The organism is Nocardia arseniciresistens, from assembly GCF_046764875.1.
Lineage (GTDB): Bacteria > Actinomycetota > Actinomycetes > Mycobacteriales > Mycobacteriaceae > Nocardia > Nocardia arseniciresistens.
The window spans coordinates 23,610-39,646 of sequence record NZ_JBKORD010000013.1; the positions used below are offsets into that span (position 1 = coordinate 23,610).

General features: G+C 63.5%; 12 protein-coding genes, 1 tRNA gene and 1 pseudogene. 6 read left to right on the forward strand and 8 right to left on the reverse strand.

Annotation, left to right across the window (positions count from 1 at the left end; genetic code table 11):
• Positions 1 to 97 precede the first annotated feature (97 nt).
• On the forward strand, positions 98 to 1,123 hold the full coding sequence (locus tag ACLMAJ_RS23540; protein ID WP_412015981.1) for a YlbL family protein: 1,026 nt from the start codon (positions 98 to 100) through the stop codon (positions 1,121 to 1,123).
• Here ACLMAJ_RS23540 and ACLMAJ_RS23545 read toward each other — a convergent pair.
• A complete protein-coding gene (locus ACLMAJ_RS23545) occupies positions 1,120 to 1,710 on the reverse strand; it encodes a PPA1309 family protein (protein ID WP_412015982.1) in 591 nt (196 codons plus the stop codon). The genes ACLMAJ_RS23540 and ACLMAJ_RS23545 overlap by 4 nt on opposite strands.
• 219 nt (positions 1,711 to 1,929) lie before the next feature.
• Between ACLMAJ_RS23545 and ACLMAJ_RS23550 the strand changes: the two genes are divergently transcribed.
• Positions 1,930 to 4,935: a UPF0182 family protein gene (locus ACLMAJ_RS23550; RefSeq protein ID WP_412015983.1), complete on the forward strand. Its 3,006-nt coding sequence runs from the start codon at positions 1,930 to 1,932 to the stop codon at positions 4,933 to 4,935.
• Positions 4,936 to 5,021: 86 nt separating this feature from the next.
• Here the strand turns inward: ACLMAJ_RS23550 and ACLMAJ_RS23555 are convergent, their stop codons facing one another.
• The gene (locus ACLMAJ_RS23555) at positions 5,022 to 5,558 is read right to left on the reverse strand and encodes a transglycosylase family protein (protein WP_412015984.1); all 537 of its coding nucleotides are present in this window, start codon (positions 5,556 to 5,558) and stop codon (positions 5,022 to 5,024) included.
• Between the two features lie 552 nt (positions 5,559 to 6,110).
• On the opposite strand from ACLMAJ_RS23555, the gene ACLMAJ_RS23560 reads away from it, so the two are divergent.
• Positions 6,111 to 6,184 (forward strand) — tRNA-Met (locus tag ACLMAJ_RS23560).
• A gap of 299 nt (positions 6,185 to 6,483) precedes the next feature.
• Here ACLMAJ_RS23560 and ACLMAJ_RS23565 read toward each other — a convergent pair.
• The 4 genes and pseudogenes from ACLMAJ_RS23565 to ACLMAJ_RS23580 form a co-directional block, all read right to left on the reverse strand.
• Positions 6,484 to 7,137: pseudogene (locus tag ACLMAJ_RS23565) on the reverse strand (dienelactone hydrolase family protein); the annotation flags it as partial.
• A 127-nt stretch (positions 7,138 to 7,264) separates the two neighbouring features.
• A complete protein-coding gene (locus ACLMAJ_RS23570; protein ID WP_412016194.1) occupies positions 7,265 to 8,410 on the reverse strand; it encodes a CapA family protein in 1,146 nt (381 codons plus the stop codon).
• 175 nt (positions 8,411 to 8,585) lie between these two features.
• On the reverse strand, positions 8,586 to 9,983 hold the full coding sequence (locus ACLMAJ_RS23575) for an MFS transporter (protein ID WP_412015985.1): 1,398 nt from the start codon (positions 9,981 to 9,983) through the stop codon (positions 8,586 to 8,588).
• Between the two features lie 148 nt (positions 9,984 to 10,131).
• The gene (locus ACLMAJ_RS23580; protein WP_412015986.1) at positions 10,132 to 11,016 is read right to left on the reverse strand and encodes a LysR family transcriptional regulator; all 885 of its coding nucleotides are present in this window, start codon (positions 11,014 to 11,016) and stop codon (positions 10,132 to 10,134) included.
• A 123-nt stretch (positions 11,017 to 11,139) separates the two neighbouring features.
• Here ACLMAJ_RS23580 and kdgD point away from each other — a divergent pair, with 123 nt between their 5' ends.
• From kdgD to ACLMAJ_RS23595, 3 genes are read left to right on the forward strand one after another with little or no spacing between them, the layout of a single operon-like run.
• Entirely contained in the window at positions 11,140 to 12,057 is a 918-nt protein-coding gene (kdgD, locus tag ACLMAJ_RS23585) for a 5-dehydro-4-deoxyglucarate dehydratase (RefSeq protein ID WP_412015987.1), read from the forward strand.
• Positions 12,054 to 13,658 carry an aldehyde dehydrogenase (NADP(+)) gene (locus ACLMAJ_RS23590; protein ID WP_412015988.1) on the forward strand — a complete coding sequence of 535 codons (1,605 nt, stop codon included), beginning with the start codon at positions 12,054 to 12,056 and terminating at the stop codon, positions 13,656 to 13,658. The genes kdgD and ACLMAJ_RS23590 overlap by 4 nt, the downstream gene beginning before the upstream one ends.
• A 48-nt stretch (positions 13,659 to 13,706) precedes the next feature.
• Entirely contained in the window at positions 13,707 to 14,912 is a 1,206-nt protein-coding gene (locus tag ACLMAJ_RS23595) for an L-talarate/galactarate dehydratase (RefSeq protein ID WP_412015989.1), read from the forward strand.
• A gap of 40 nt (positions 14,913 to 14,952) precedes the next feature.
• Here ACLMAJ_RS23595 and ACLMAJ_RS23600 read toward each other — a convergent pair whose 3' ends face one another.
• Together ACLMAJ_RS23600 and ACLMAJ_RS23605 are read right to left on the reverse strand one after the other, a co-directional pair.
• Positions 14,953 to 15,276 carry a hypothetical protein gene (locus ACLMAJ_RS23600; RefSeq protein WP_412015990.1) on the reverse strand — a complete coding sequence of 108 codons (324 nt, stop codon included), beginning with the start codon at positions 15,274 to 15,276 and terminating at the stop codon, positions 14,953 to 14,955.
• Positions 15,277 to 15,437: 161 nt separating this feature from the next.
• Complete coding sequence (locus ACLMAJ_RS23605) at positions 15,438 to 15,869, reverse strand: VOC family protein (protein ID WP_412015991.1); 432 nt, start codon at positions 15,867 to 15,869, stop codon at positions 15,438 to 15,440.
• Positions 15,870 to 16,037: the final 168 nt, after the last annotated feature.

The following is a 16,037-nucleotide window of genomic DNA, read 5'->3' on the forward strand; positions in this document are numbered from 1 at the left end:
TCTTGTGTTCGCGCAGCGCGAAATCGGGGGACACCCGAACGTGGTAAATGCGTGCCTCTGCCGCCCATCGGCACAGGCGATCACTACTGTGGTCGAGGTGAATCGACGGATCCTCACCCTGGTTGCCGCTTTGATCCCGGTGCTCGTGCTCGGAGTAGCGGGCAGTGTGTTCACTGTGCCGTTCGTCGCACTCGGACCAGGGCCCACATTCAATACCCTCGGCGAGGTCGAGGGTAAGCAAGTCGTCGATGTGCAGGGCGCCGTGCTCGACCCCACCACCGGGAACCTCAACATGACCACGGTGTCGGTGCGCGACGGGCTGAATATTTTCGAGGCGTTCGGCTTCTGGGTCAGCGGTCAACACGGTCTCGTACCGCGCGCCGAGGTGTACCCACCCGGAGTACCGCGTGAGGAAATCGACAAGTCCAACCAGCAGGATTTCAAGGACTCCGAGGGCAACGCCGAGGTCGCCGCGCTGCACTTCCTGAACCTGCCCACCGTCGTACTTGTGCGCAAGGTCGGCGACGACGGCCCTGCCAAGGACGTGCTCGCCGCGGGTGACGAGCTGATCAGCATCAACGGTGCGCCGGTCACCACACCGAAGGACCTGGTGGCCGCCGTGGGTTCGCAGCAGCCGGGCAACCAGATCACCGTGGCATTCCGGCGCGGCGAGACCGAGCAGACCGCGAACATCACCCTCGCCGCCCGCCCTGACGACGCGGCCAAGGGCTACCTCGGCCTGACGCCGACCGAGGGCGCGCGCCCGCCCATGCAGGTCGCCTTCAATCTCGCCGACATCGGCGGCCCATCGGCCGGGCTGATGTTCAGCCTCGCGCTGATCGACAAGCTCTCACCCGGTGAGCTCGACGGCGGTAAGTTCATCGCGGGCACCGGCACCATCGACCAGGACGGCAAGGTCGGTCCGATCGGTGGCATCCAATTCAAGATGATGGCGGCCCGTGACGCGGGCGCGGAAACCTTCCTCGTCCCCGCCGCCAACTGCAACGAGGCCAAACAACGCATCCCCGACGGTCTGCGCCTGGTGAAGATCGAAAACCTCAACGGCGCTGTCCAGTCGCTCAATGACATCAACGCAGGTAAGCAGACCGTCTCCTGCGGTTAGTCCTCGAACTCGAAGGTGTTGTGCAGCGCTTCGATGACGTTGGGCGCCAGGTTGGGGTAGGTCCGCAGGTCGAGGTCGCCGAAGTCCTCGGCGTCGTCCTCGGGGCGCACCTGCAACAGCGCCAGTGACGACCCCTCGCGCAGTACCGCCGCGAACAGCCGCGCCTCGCGCCGTTCCGGATGCGCCTCCGCGGCGGCGCGCGCGGCCGCGTCGGCGGCGTCGTGATCGGCGAGCAGCGGCGCGAGCGCGTCATCGAGGGTGGCCTCGGCGTCCGGCGGGAGCACCACGATCTCCTGCACCAGCACACAGCCTTCGACGGCGTCGGGCCAGCTGGTCGTCGCGAGGAACTCATCGAGAGCCATCGACCCGCCGGTCACGTCGTCCGGGAAGGATTCCTGGGCAACGGGAGTGAGTTCGTTGCTGTCGTCGAGCTGATCGACGAGCCCTGGCTCGGCCGCGACCAGATCTGCGGTGCGTACCAGCGCGAACATCTGCGGCGAATTCCCCCAGCCTTCGGCATCGGCGAATTCCGCAACCTCCTTGACGGCGCGGGCGAGAACGAGTTCGGCGTGCGGGTCTCCGGTCACGCCAAACATCCAACCAAACGATCGGACCCGCGTGGACTGCCGGTCCCGCTTAGTCCACGGCCCCTCTGGTCTGTGCAATTGCGGCCATGCGGTCCGACCGGTGTCCGATTCCGTAGAGTGGGCCGAAAGAGGGTCCGCAAGGACCACCTGCAACATCGGACTGCGGTATGTCGGCCGAAATATCGGTGCGAGTGCCGCCGGATCTTGGAGCGTGGCATCGTGGGCATGCGGCCCCCCACCGGCTTACCTTCGTTGTCCCGACGCAGCCGAGTGCTGCTGGTGGCGGCCATTATTGTGGCAGCGCTGCTCTTGTTGGGACCACGACTGACCGACACGTATACGAACTGGTTGTGGTTCGGCGAGGTCGGCTTCCGCAGTGTTTATCTCACCGTGCTGCGCACCAGGGTGCTGTTGTTCCTGGTCGTCGCCGTGTTCGTCGGCCTCGTTGTCTGGTTGGCGCTGCTGCTCGGCTACCGGGCCCGGCCGGTATTCATACCGGAGGCCGGCCCGAACGACCCGATCGCGCGCTATCGCACCACGGTGATGAGCAGGCTCAAGCTGTTCGGGATCGGCATCCCGGTGCTGCTCGGTCTGCTGTCCGGCTTGGTGGCCCAGTCGAATTGGGTCACCGTGCAGCTGTTCCTGCACGGCGGCACGTTCGGGAAGACGGATCCGCAGTTCAATCTCGACGTCGGGTTCTACGCGTTCGACCTGCCCTTCTATCGCATGGTGCTGAACTGGTTGTTCGTCGCTGTCGTCATCGCCTTCTTCGCCAGCCTGGTGACGCACTACGTCTTCGGCGGCTTGCGGCTGTCGGGCAGGGAGGGCACGCTGACCCGTCCCGCGCGCATCCAGCTCGCCGTGCTCGCCGGGATTTTCGTGCTGCTCAAGGCCATCGCGTACTGGTTCGACCGCTACGAACTACTCTCGAGCAGTCGTAAGGAGCCGACCTTTACCGGTGGTTCCTACACCGATATCAATGCCGTACTGCCCGCCAAGCTGATCCTGCTTTCCATCGCGGTGATCTGTGCGGTGGCCTTCTTCGCCGGCATCGTGCTGCGCGATCTGCGGGTGCCCGCGATGGCGGCGGCACTGCTCGTGCTGTCCTCGATCCTGGTCGGTGCGGTATGGCCGTTGGTTGTCGAGCAGTTCTCGGTGCGCCCGAACGCCGCCGACAAGGAGAGCGAATACATCCAGCGCAATATCGCCGCGACCAGGGATGCGTATGGCATTACCTCCGACAAGATCGACTACAAGGACTACAAGGGCGAGAGCAAGAGAAACCCCCAGGAAGTCGCGGTCGACGCCGCGACCATCGGGAATGCCAGGCTGCTCGATCCGAACATCTTGTCGCCCACCTTCACCCAGTTGCGGCAGCTGAAGAACTTCTATGGCTTCCCCGAGTCGCTCGACATCGACCGCTACAACATCGACGGCGATATCCAGGACTACATCGTCGCCGCCCGTGAGCTGTCGCCCGCGGCGCTGAGCGGCAACCAGACCGACTGGATCAACCAGCACACCGTCTACACTCACGGCAACGGCTTCGTCGCCGCCCCGGCCAACCGGGTCAACAAGGCGCAGTCCGATGATCCCAACGCGACCGGAGGCAGCAGCGACAGCGGCTACCCGATCTTCATGGTCAGTGACCTGTTCACGCCGACGGACAAGCAGCGGATCAAGGTCGACCAGCCGCGGGTGTACTTCGGCGAGCTGATTTCACAGGCGAATCCGGACTACTCGATCGTCGGCTCGACGGAGGGGCAGCGCCCGCGCGAATACGACTCCGACACCGCGCAGTACACCTACAGCGGCAAGGGTGGTGTGCCGATCAGCAATTGGTTCAACCGGTTGGCGTTCGCCGCCAAGTACGCCGAGCGCAACATTCTGTTCTCCTCGGCCATCGGCGACGACTCCAAGATCATCTTCAATCGCGATCCACGCGATCGGGTACAGAAGGTAGCGCCGTGGCTGACGACCGATGGGAACGCCTATCCCGCGGTGGTCGATGGCCGGATCCAGTGGATTGTCGACGCGTACACCACGCTGGACAACTACCCCTACGCGCAGACCACCTCGCTGGAGGGCGCGGTCGAGGACAGCATCGACAAGAAGACCGGAAGGCTGCTGCCGCGCAAGGAAGTCAGCTATATCCGTAACTCGGTGAAGGCCACCGTCGACGCCTACGACGGCACGGTGAACCTCTACGAGGTGGATTCCTCCGATCCGGTGCTGAAGGCTTGGCGCGGCGTGTTCCCCGGTGCGGTCAAGCCCGAGAGCGAGATCACCCCGGAGTTGCGGGCCCACTTCCGCTATCCGGAGGATGTGTTCAAGGTGCAGCGCGAGATGCTCACCAAGTACCACGTCGACGATCCGCGAGAGTTCTTCACCAACAACGCCTTCTGGTCGGTGCCGAGCGATCCGACCGTCGAGGGCGGCGGCACCTTCAACCAGCCGCCGTACTACGTGCTGCTCGGTGATCAGCAGACGAACCAGCCGGTCTTCAATTTGACCAGTGCGATGGTCGGCTACAACCGGCAGTTCCTGTCCGCCTACATCTCGGTGAAATCGGATCCGGACGGCTACGGCAAATTCACGATTCTGCGATTGCCCACCGATACGCAAACACAGGGTCCGCAGCAGACGCAGAACACGATGACGACATCACCGGAAGTGTCGGAACAGAAGACACTGCTGTCGAATTCGAACAAGATCAAATATGGCAATCTGCTGACATTGCCGGTTGCCGACGGCGGAATCCTTTATGTGGAACCGCTTTACAACGAACGCAATACCGGGCCCAACACCTCGACCTTCCCGCAATTGCTCCGAGTGTTGGTGAGCTATCGCGATGAAGCGGGCAGCGTCAAGGTCGGCTACGCGGCGACCCTTGCCGAGGCGCTGAATCAGGTGCTACCCGGATCCGGTTCGCTGGCAACACCATTCGGTGGCGACCCGGCCCTGAGGCCGAAACCGGGTGCCGCACCACCGCCGGTCGAGGGCAGCACACCGCCACCGCAGACCGGTGGCACTACGACGGTGCCGCCGGGCGGCGTCACCCCGCCCGCCGGTTCGTCGGCCGCCAAGGACGCGGCGGCGGCGGAGTTGAACCGCAAGATCGACAACGTGCGTAATGCCATGCGCACGGGCAACTTCACGGACTTCGGTAAGGCGCTCGACGAGCTGGATGCCGCGGTGAAGGCATATCAGAACGCCGGTCGCTGACCGAGTCCGAAGACGAGTAAGGGCCCTGTCACCCATTCGGGTGGCAGGGCCCCTGTCGTATCAGGTCAGGAAAGCAGGACCGAAGATCAGCGGAACAGCGAGTTGATCAGTGCGCTGTTCTGCGCGAGTACCGCCTGGTACTGGTCCTGGACGCCGACCTGTGCCGCGAGCTCGTTGCCCGTGCTCTTGGCCTGGTCGACGACGGTCTTGGCATTGTCGATGGTCGGGGCGGTGAGCTCCGGCTCCACGGCGGGCTCGGGCTCGACATCGGCGGACTCCCCGCCGCTGAGGTAGGCGCCGCAGGTCGGCCAAGCGCCGACGCCCTGGCTGGCGAGCACATTCTCCGCGACGCGGATCTGCTCGGCCTTGCTGGCGTTGTTCGCCGAACCCGCACCGCCGTTGGCCGCCCAGGTGCTCTGCGAGAACTGCAGACCGCCGTAGTAGCCGTTGCCGGTGTTGATCCCCCAGTTGCCACCGCTCTCGCACTGTGCGACGCCATCCCAGTTGTGAGAGGGCGCGGCCGACGCGGTCGCTGTGGAGAGACCGAAGGGTACTGCAACGAGAGCGCCGGTCATGGCAACGAAGCCGAGGGCGCGGGTGCTGAACTTTCGGTTCTGAGACATATTATTTTCCCTCCCTGCGCCCGCCGACGTGGCGAAACTCCGCCACGTCCCTGTCCCCAGGAGTCGGGGATCCTCGAACCGCGGGACAGGGTCGCCGGTGTTCGGCGGTTCGAGTTCGTGCCCATCACGTTTGATCCGGGCCGCGAAACCGACGGTAACGAAGAAATCTCAGCAGATCACGTCTTGATAACACGCGCATTCCGTGGTGCGAATACCTTGTATATCTACGTTTGCGCTGGTTGTTAATGTTGTTTGAACGGATTCCGGACAGTCTGTGATAGCTCCGTGATGTGCGTGAGGTCACAAGGATATGGTGAGCCGGGTCACGTTTGAGAGGCTCGATGAAAGGGTCCGCGTGCGCGCATCCCCATCGAGTCGCTCGGCTGAGCAACGGAGCGAACTCGGTTCGCGCTATTGCCGCCCGCGGCACCGCTCGTCAACCCCGATGGACCGCGTTCGAAGGCCGGACGATGCCACTGACCTGCGCAAGTCCTCTGCTTCGATGGCGATTTGCCATCCGAACGTAGACGTGTGTAAGGTTGTGTTTACCGACGCGGGGTGGAGCAGCTCGGTAGCTCGCTGGGCTCATAACCCAGAGGTCGCAGGTTCAAATCCTGTCCCCGCTACTAAGGAAATCGGCCCGGAACGCGTTGTTCCGGGCCGTTTTTCGTTATTCATTGGGAACGGATTCGGGAACCTTAGCAAAGCTCAGGATTCTGGATTCGTCGTCGGGTTCGGGGTGGCATCGCCCAGTAGGTAGTCGGCTCCGCGAACCGCTGCATCCCGGTGCATTCCCGGCAGCACGTGCGAATGCCTCGGTCTCAGTGCGGGTCCGCGCGAAATGCGGTGGCATGCCCGACTGTCGGATCAGCATCTCCCGCACGCGGGCGAGGTTTGGCAGGGCTCGGGTCGGTGTGGATGGTGTTCAAGGTTTCGCAACGATGAGATGGCGGCGGAACCAGTCCAGGGCCAGGTCCGCCACCTGTTCGAGTGCGCCGGGCTCCTCGAACAGATGCGTCGCGTTGGGGACGACGTCGATCTCGCTCGGACACGGCATCTGCAGCCGGGCCTCACGATTGAGCTCGAGCACTCGCTGGTCATTACCGCCGACGATGAGCAGCGTCGGCGCGCGGACCAGCGCCAGCCGAGGACCAGCGAGGTCGGGGCGGCCGCCACGAGAGACGATGGCCGCAATCTCGATGCCGGGTTCGGTGGCTGCCCGCAGCGCGGCGCCGGCTCCGGTGCTCGCGCCGAAATATCCGGTGGGTAGCTCGCTCAGGTCCGACCGCGTTCGCAGCCAACGGGTCACCTCGACGAGCCGATGGGCGAGCATCTCGATATCGAAAACGCGGGCACGATCTCCCTCCTCATCCGAGGTCAGTAGGTCGACCAGCATCGTCGCGAGTCCCGCACGATTCAGGACACCGGCGACCAATCGATTTCTCGGACTGTGCCGACCGCTACCGCTCCCGTGCGCGAAGACGATCAGGGCGGTGGCGTTCTGTGGGACAGCCAGTAGCCCCGTCAGACGAATGGAATCCGACGGCACCGTGACCTCGTCTATCCGCATCGAGGGATCGGATGCATAGGATCGCATCGAACACCTCCTGGTATCCGGACTACCCGTCGTGTCGGTCATGCGCAACAGGTGTGGACTGCCCGGTAGCGCTGAATCGTCACACCTGCTCCAACGCGAGGGCACCAGTTCATGCGAAGTGCGGTAACCGGCCAGGTTTCCGCTCGACGATCAGCAGATCCTCGGGTCCTGGCACGACACGAATACGGAACCGGCGACTGATGTGCTCGATTGTGGTACGTAACCATTGCGCGTCGACTCGCGCGGCCCGCTCGAGTCGCAGACGCCGCACCCGAAACGGCAGCATTCGCAGCGCCGCCAGCTCACCACCGCCGGGATGAATCGACGCGATATACAGCAGCCTCAGCTCGGCCCGGTAGGACTCATAGCCCCTGATGCCTTCATAGTCGTCGATGACGTCACCGCAGCCGTACAGGATCAGCCGGTCGCGATAGATCTCGATCGGGCGGGGATGGTGCGAGGAATGTCCGTGCACGACATCGATACCGGCGTCGATCAACCTGTGCGCGAACTGTATTTCACTCAGCCCTACGCCATAGCCCCAATTCGGCCCCCAGTGCACCGATACGACGGTGATATCTCCGGTGTGCTTGTGCGCCAACACCTGTGCCGCGATATCGTCGGCCGCGCGGCGGGCGGACGAATCGTCGATCAACCACACACCCGGCCGGTCGTGGAGCGCCGCCCAGGATCCGGGAACTCCGCTCGACCGCGACGCGACGGAGGCGATCACGGCACGATGTTCGTCGCGGACGGTCAACACCGCCGGCCGGTGCGCGGTTTCGGCATCGGCTCCGGCCCCGACGCCGTGGATACCCGCGGCCGCCAGCGCGTCGATCGTGTCTTTCATGCCGCGGCAACCGAAATCGAGGATGTGATTATTGGCCAGCGCGCACACATCGGGCCGGATCGCGGTCAGCGCCGGAAGGTTGTCCGGGTGCATCCGGTAGTGAATGCCCTTACGGTCGGCGAATTCACCGTCCGCGGTGATCGCGGTTTCCAGGTTGAGCAGCCGGACCTCGGGTGCGAGCGTCTCCAGCATCGGCAGCGCGTCGCCCCACAGCCAGCTGAAGTCCACAGGTTGCGGGATCGGCCCGTTCGCCTGCTCAGCCAGCTCGACGTAGGTACGGGCGTCACCGACGTAACGCTCGCGCAGTATCGGCACTCCGGGATGCGGCAGGATTTGATCGACGCCACGACCCAGCATGACGTCACCGCCCAGCAACACGGTCACCGGATCGGAATCATCGACCACAGTGTTCTCAGCCATGGCACATCTAGCGTACCGCCGCATCGCCACCTCCGTTCAGCCCATCGCGAGGTCGCGACGACGGAAAACGGCTCGGAACATACTGTTCCGGGCCGTTTTTCGTTATCTCTTGGGAACCTCAGCCAAGTCCGGGATTCTGGATCGGTCGTCGGGTTCGAGCTCAGAGGGTCGATCGCGTCGCCGGTCGGGGCCCGGCGGCGGCTTCCATGTCGGCGAGGTGAAGGCGTTTGATGGGGCCGACGACGAACACGTAGGAGATCACCGTCGCTATCGCGCAACCTCCGACGAAGACAAGCGCCCAATCATAGGAACCGGTGGCGTCGACGAGGTAGCCGATGATGATCGGCGTGGTGATGGCAGCGACAGCGCCGAAAGTGTTGAACACGCCGCCACCGAGGCCGGATATCTCCTTCGGAGAGGCATCCGACATGACGGCCCATCCCAGGGCGCCGAATCCTTTGCCGAAGAAGGAGAGCGACATCAGAGCCACCACCATCCAGGACGCGTCGACGTAATTGCATCCGATGATGGTGCTGGCGAGCAGCAATCCGGCGATGATCGGGATTTTGCGGGCCGCGGTCTGTGACAGTCCGCGACGCAGCAGGTAGTCGGAGATCGCGCCGCCGCTGAGGCCGCCGACGAATGCGCAGATAGCAGGGAGTACCGCGATGAAACCTGCTTTGAGGATGGACATTCCGCGTTCCTGCACCAGGTAAACCGGGAACCAGGTGAGGAAGAACCAGGTGATCGTGGTGATGAAGAACTGGCCGAAGAAGACGCCGAGGAGCATGCGGTTGGTCAACAACAGCTTCATGTAGCGCAGCTGATCGCTACCGCCGGCCTGAGGGGTGGCGTCGGGCTCGTCCATGTCGACCAGACCGCCGCCATCGGCGATGTAGGCGAGTTCCTGTTGGGACAGGCGAGGATGCCGTTTGGGGGTGTAGACGACCTTGGTCCAGATCAGCGCGAGCACGATGCCGATACCGCCGATGACGGTGAACACGTGTTCCCAGCCGAGTACGGTCACCACCCAGCCCATGAGTGGAGCGAAGACGATGGTCGCGAAGTACTGGGCGGAGTTGAATACCGAGGAGGCGAAGCCGCGCTCGCCGGCCGGGAACCACGCGGCGACTACGCGGGCGTTGGCAGGGAACGCGGGTGCTTCGGTGAGGCCGACCATGAATCGCAGGAAGACCAGCAACCCGATGGCTGTACCCATGGAGAAGCTGCCGAGGAATCCTTGCAAAAAAGTAAAGGTCGACCACGTGAGGACCGCGTAGCCATAGACCTTCTTGGAGCCATAGCGGTCCAGTAGCCAGCCGCCGGGGATCTGTCCGATCAGATAGGACCAGCCGAACGCGGAGAATACGTAACCGAGTGCGACGGAGCTGATTCCGAACTCGGACTGGATGGCGTCGCCGGCAATCGAAATGGTGGCGCGGTCGGCGTAGTTGATCACGGTGACGGCGAAGATCATCGCCAGGATCGTGTATCGAACGTTGCCTGTCCTCACCATTGAGGCGATGGTCGGTGCGTTGACCGTCGGGGCGGTAGTCATGGACTGCTCCTTGGAACAAATTCGGCGCCGCGCGTGCAGTGCTTCACGTCACATCGGCGAGTGAAAGCGACTGTACGCACGGGGACATATGCTAGTCCAAGCCCGATTTCAGATCATGCGATACCTAATAGGAATTGATTGCGGTGGATCAGTCCGTGCTGAGAACGGGGAGAAGCCGGCTCAGCACCGGATTCTCGTCGTTGATGCGCCAGACCAGATCGAGTTCGACCTGGGCCGGGCGTGTCAATGTCAGCGGCCGGTAGACGACATTGTCGTAGTGCATCTTGCTCGCCGACTCCGGTACGACGGCCACGCCCCAACCGAGATGGACCAGCGCCAAGATGCTGTGGATCTGACTGAGGTGTTGAACTATCACCGGCGCGACCGAAGCGTCATGGAAGACCGAGGACAAAAGCTCGAAGAAGTAGTGTGCCTCGATCGGGTCGTACATCAGGAACTCGACGCCGTGCAGGTCGTTGATCTCGACCGGTTGCCCCAGATGTGCCAGGGGGTGACTCGCGGGCAGTGCCGCGACCAGTGGCTCGCGAATCAAGGTGCGCGAAGTCAGGTCGGGGCGGGTCAGTGGGGGGCGGGCCATGCCGAGGTCGAGTGATCCGTCGGTCAGGGCCTCGAGTTGGGTCCGGGTGACCATCTCACGCAATTCCAGCTCGACGTCGGGAATCGTCGACCGTGCCGCGGCCAGCACGGTCGCCAGTCCCGAGTGGGCGCTGCCGCCGGTGAATCCGACCCGCAGTACACCTGATTCGCCGGCGGAAGCTTTGCGCACCGACAGTGCCGCGCGTTGGGATTGCTGCAGCAGCCGCCGGGCGTCGGCAAGGAACGCCTTTCCGGCCGGAGTGAGCTTCACCGAGCGGCTCGACCGGTCGAAGAGCGTAACGGTGAGGTCTTTTTCCAATAGCTGTATCTGCCTGCTCAGCGGCGGTTGTGTCATGTTCAGGCGCTCGGCAGCCCGTCCGAAGTGCAGTTCTTCGGCGACTGCGACGAACTGGGCGAGCTGCGGCAGCGAAAACATTCAATACCTTCCAAGTATTAATTGATCCATATCAAGTGTTGGACTGGAATGATAGCTCGCCCTAGCCTGGGTGAAACACCGCATTGCCACCGCGGCTTATCGACCAAGGAGATCCGAAACGCCATGACGACCGATTCCCCTCAGGACATCGCCCAGCAGCTCGGTTCGGGTCTGCTGTCCTTCCCCGTCACGCACCTGCGGCCGGACCATTCCTTCGACGAAGCTGCCTATCGTGACAACATCGGCTGGCTGGGCCAGTTCGGTGCGGCCGGACTGTTCGCCGCGGGCGGTACTGGTGAGTTCTTCTCGCTCAGTCCCGCCGAAGTGGAACAGGTCGTGATGGCCGCAGTGCGGGAAGCTCCCGCGGGGGTGCCGGTGATCGCTCCGGCCGGTTATGGCACCCGGACCGCCATCGAGATGGCGAAATCGGCGCAACATATTGGCGCGCAAGGGATTCTGCTGTTTCCGCCCTACCTGACCGAGGCGAGTCAGGATGGCCTCATCGCCCATGTGAAGCAGGTCTGTGCCGCGACCGATCTGGGAGTCACCATTTATAGCCGCGCCAACGCGGTGTATTCCGAGTCCACCGTCGCCGAACTCGCCGATAGTTGCCCGAACCTGGTCGGCTTCAAGGACGGTGTCGGCAATATCGAACTGATGACGCGGATCTACGCCACGATGGGTGACCGCCTGACCTACATCGGCGGGCTCCCCACCGCCGAGATGTTCGCGCTGCCCTATCTGGCCTTGGGCGTGACCACCTACTCCTCGGCAATCTATAATTTCGTACCCCAGTTCGCGCTCGACTTCTACGCCGCACTGCGCAGTAATGACACCGCGTTCGTGGTCAACGCACTCAATGAGTTCGTGATCCCGTACTGCAACCTGCGCAACCGCAAGGAAGGCTATGCGGTCAGCATTGTCAAGGGCGGCATGAAGGTCATCGGCCGCGATGCCGGACCGGTGCGGGTGCCACTGACCGACCTCGATGACATCGAATTGGCCGAGTTGGCCGACCTCGTAAAGAAGGTGAACGGATGACGACCGCGCACGCTGTTGAACTGACCGGTTCGAACCTCATCGGCAATGACGACGTCACCGGTACCGGCACCGCGTTTCAGGCGACCGATCCGGCGACCGGCAGTGCCCTCGAACCCACCTACCATCAGGCCTCTGCAGCCGAGATCGACCGGGCCGCCGCGCTCGGATGGGAGGCGTTCGCTACCTACCGCCACACCGGCTTGGAACAGCGGGCGGCTTTCCTCGAGTCCATCGCCGAGGAAATCGAAGCACTCGGCTCGGTGCTGATCGAACGGGTGCACGCCGAAACCGGCATACCCATCGGTCGCGTTCAGGGCGAAATCGCCCGTACCACAGGACAATTGCGAATGTTCGCCGCCGTGGTGCGCGAGGGTAGTTGGACCCACGCGCGCCTGGACACCGCCGACCCGGACCGCACCCCATTGCCGAAACCTGATCTGCGGCAACGAGAAGTGCCGGTGGGGCCTGTCGCGGTGTTCGCGGCGAGCAACTTCCCGCTCGCGTTCTCTGTCGCCGGCGGTGACACTGCCTCGGCATTGGCCGCGGGAGCGCCGGTCATCGTGAAAGCCCACCCGTCCCACCCGGGTACCTCCGAACTGGTGGGCCGCGCGATCCGCAACGCGGTGCGCACCCATGAACTGCCCGAAGGCACCTTCTCGCTGCTTTCCGGCCCCGGACCCGAAGTCGGCATCACCCTGGTCACCGACCCGCGCATTCGCGCGGTGGGTTTCACCGGATCCCGGCAAGGTGGACTGGCCTTGCTGGCAGCGGCGGCAGCGCGGCCTGTTCCGATCCCCGTCTACGCGGAGATGTCGAGTATCAACCCAGTATTCGTGCTGCCGGGAGCGCTCGCCGCGGGCGCCGGCGAACTCGGCGCGTCCTACATCGCCTCGATGAATGTCGGTGTCGGACAGCTGTGTACCAGCCCCGGCGTGCTATTCCTCATCGATGGCCCCGGCGCGGATGAGTTCCTGCGCGCGGCCACCGCTGCCGTAGCGGCTACCGTAGCCGCACCGATGCTGTCTCCCGGTCTAGCGACGAACTTCGAGCGCAGCGTCAACCGTGTTACCCACACGTCGAACGTCACCGTCGCCGCCCGCGGCGCAGACGACAATTCCCTTGCCTGTCAAGGTGTCGCACGGCTGTTCGTCACCACCGCCGAACACTTTCTCGTCGATGACGACCTGCGGAACGAAATGTTCGGGCCTGCCTCGGTGATCGTGCGCGTCGGTGACACCGAGCTGCTCCCGCTGATTATCGACCGCCTGGAAGGCCAGCTGACAGCGACTGTGCACGCGGCACCGTCGGACTACCCTCTTGCCCGCCCGCTCGTCGATCAGCTCGAATTGCTCGCGGGCCGAGTGCTGTTCAACGGTTGGCCGACCGGTGTCGAAGTCGGTCACGCGGTAGTCCACGGTGGACCGTTCCCCGCCACTTCCGCACCCGCGACCACCTCGGTGGGAAGTCGCGCCATCGAACGATTCCTGCGACCGGTCGCCTACCAGAACGTTCCAGAACAACTGTTGCCCAGCGAACTTCGCGGCGACAACCCACTGGGAATCTGGCGGCGCGTCGACGGCGTTTTGCGCGAACCCAGCTAGTTCGAACACCCTCATTCTCGGCAACGATGCCAACCTCAGGAGCACACCATGTCCAGTTCGACCGTCGTGAACAAGCCGGCTATTCCGTCGGCTCCCCCCGCCGCGCTCGCGGCGTTCACTTCTGGTGCGGCGACGCTCGACCGTATCGAGCACGTGAAGCTGTCCTCGATAGTATTGCCGCTCAACAACCCCATCAGTGACGCGAAGGTACTGACCGGCCGCCAGAAACCGATGACCGAAGTGGTGTTCCTCTTCGCTGAGATCAGCACGGCCGCAGGCCATGCGGGTATCGGTTTCAGCTATTCCAAGCGCGCGGGCGGCCCCGCGCAGTTCGCTCACGCCCAGGAGATCGCGCCTGTCCTGATCGGCGAGGACCCCAGCGATATCGCGAAGATCTGGAGCAAACTCCAGTGGGCGGGCGCCTCTGTCGGCCGCAGCGGTGTCGCCACCCAGGCAATTGCCGCCGTCGATATCGCGCTGTGGGATCTCAAGGCGAAGCGTGCCGGACTACCGATGGCGAAATTGCTTGGCTCACATCGTGATTCGGTGCGGACATACAACACCTCCGGTGGATTCCTGCACACCCCCATCGACGAGGTCATCGACAACGCCGTCCGGTCGCTCGACGCGGGAATCGGCGGCATCAAACTCAAAGTCGGTCAGCCCGATTGGAAACTCGACATCGCGCGTGTGACCGCGGTGCGCGAACATCTCGGCGACGATATACCACTGATGATCGACGCCAACCAACAATGGGACCGCCCCACCGCGCAACGAATGGGACGGATCTTCGAAGAGTTCAACCTTGTCTGGATCGAGGAACCCCTCGACGCCTACGACGCCGAAGGACACGCCCAACTCGCCCGCAATCTCGACACCTCGATCGCGACCGGAGAGATGCTCGCCAGCGTCGGTGAACACGTCCGCCTGATCGAGGCGGGCTCGGTCGATATTATCCAGCCCGACGCACCCCGCATCGGCGGCTTCACTCAATTCCTGAAGCTCGCGGCCCTCGCCGAGCACAACCATCTCCAACTCGCACCGCACTTCGCCATGGAAATCCACCTGCACCTGGCCGCGGCGTATCCACTCGAGGCGTGGGTCGAACACTTCGACTGGCTGGACCCACTGTTCAACGAACACCTCGAGATCCGCGACGGCCGCATGCATCTATCCGACCGGCCAGGACTCGGTTTCACACTCAGCGACCAAGCGCACGCCTGGACCGTCGCCACCGCCGAATTCCACAGCTAGCGGTAGACGAGTTCACGGATGGCTCCCATCGCAGGGGCGCCTACCGTCTTTTGGCGTGCGGGTAGAGGCACCAGCGCCCGTCCGCCGCTTCGCGGACCAAATCGCCGTAGGCGATGGACAATTCGGCCAGCAGGGTCCACGTCGTATGCATTCGCTCGCCGGCCGGATCATCGGTCATAAGCAAGTGAAATGCCTGGTCCGCCGTGGCCGCGATGCGATCGATGACATCGCCGAGGTTCGCATCGAGACGACCCTCAGAGATCGGGCCGGACAGCTGCTCCATCGTCCAGCCGTTGATCTTTGCGACCAATTCGGCTCGGAGACAGTCGATCACGGCCGCGGATTGCGGATGTTCTCGCCGCATCCGGTGCAACTGGACCAGATCGCATGACCACTCGCGCACGTGCCCGTGGACCTGCTGACCCCTCAATGCGGATAGCAACTCGCTGGTGCTCGGTAGTAGCGGTCCTACGTTCTCGATGTCGGCTGGACGTTTTCGCAACATTGGGTGCCTACATTGTGCTGTCACAGTGATGCTGTGAGTTCGAGATGTATGCCGTCCGGATCACTGAACGACAGGATGGCGATGCCGAACGCTTCCATCGTGATCACCTCGCCGTGTTCTATACCGGCATCGGCCAGTCGGGCGGCGGTCTGGATGAGATAGTCCACCGACGGCACAGTGAAACTGAGATGGTCCAGTCCTACTCGTTCGGAGTCGAACCGGTCGGTCGGGGCGGCGACGGGGCGCAGCCCGAACAGTATTCCGTTGGTCTGGAATACGACGCCGCCGTACAACTGAAAGGGATCGGTGCGTACCTGCGGATCCTCCGGTCTACCCGGCGACTCCGCGGCGATCTCGAAGCCGAGGACATCGCGGTAGAAGGCTTTGGAGCGGTCGATGTCGGTGACGGTCAGCCGGACGTGATGCATACCGATGGTCTTGATGATGGTCAAGAGGACTCCGCAGTGGACTGAACCTGGTGCGACTACCGGGGCCGGCAATCGTGCGGCGCGCCTGGTGGAGGGTGGGGACTTGCTGCCGGGCGCAACGTAGTAGGAACACTAGAGCGCTTTTTTCGCCGAGCAGAGTGTCGGGAACGACATATTCAGTACTGTTTGCGA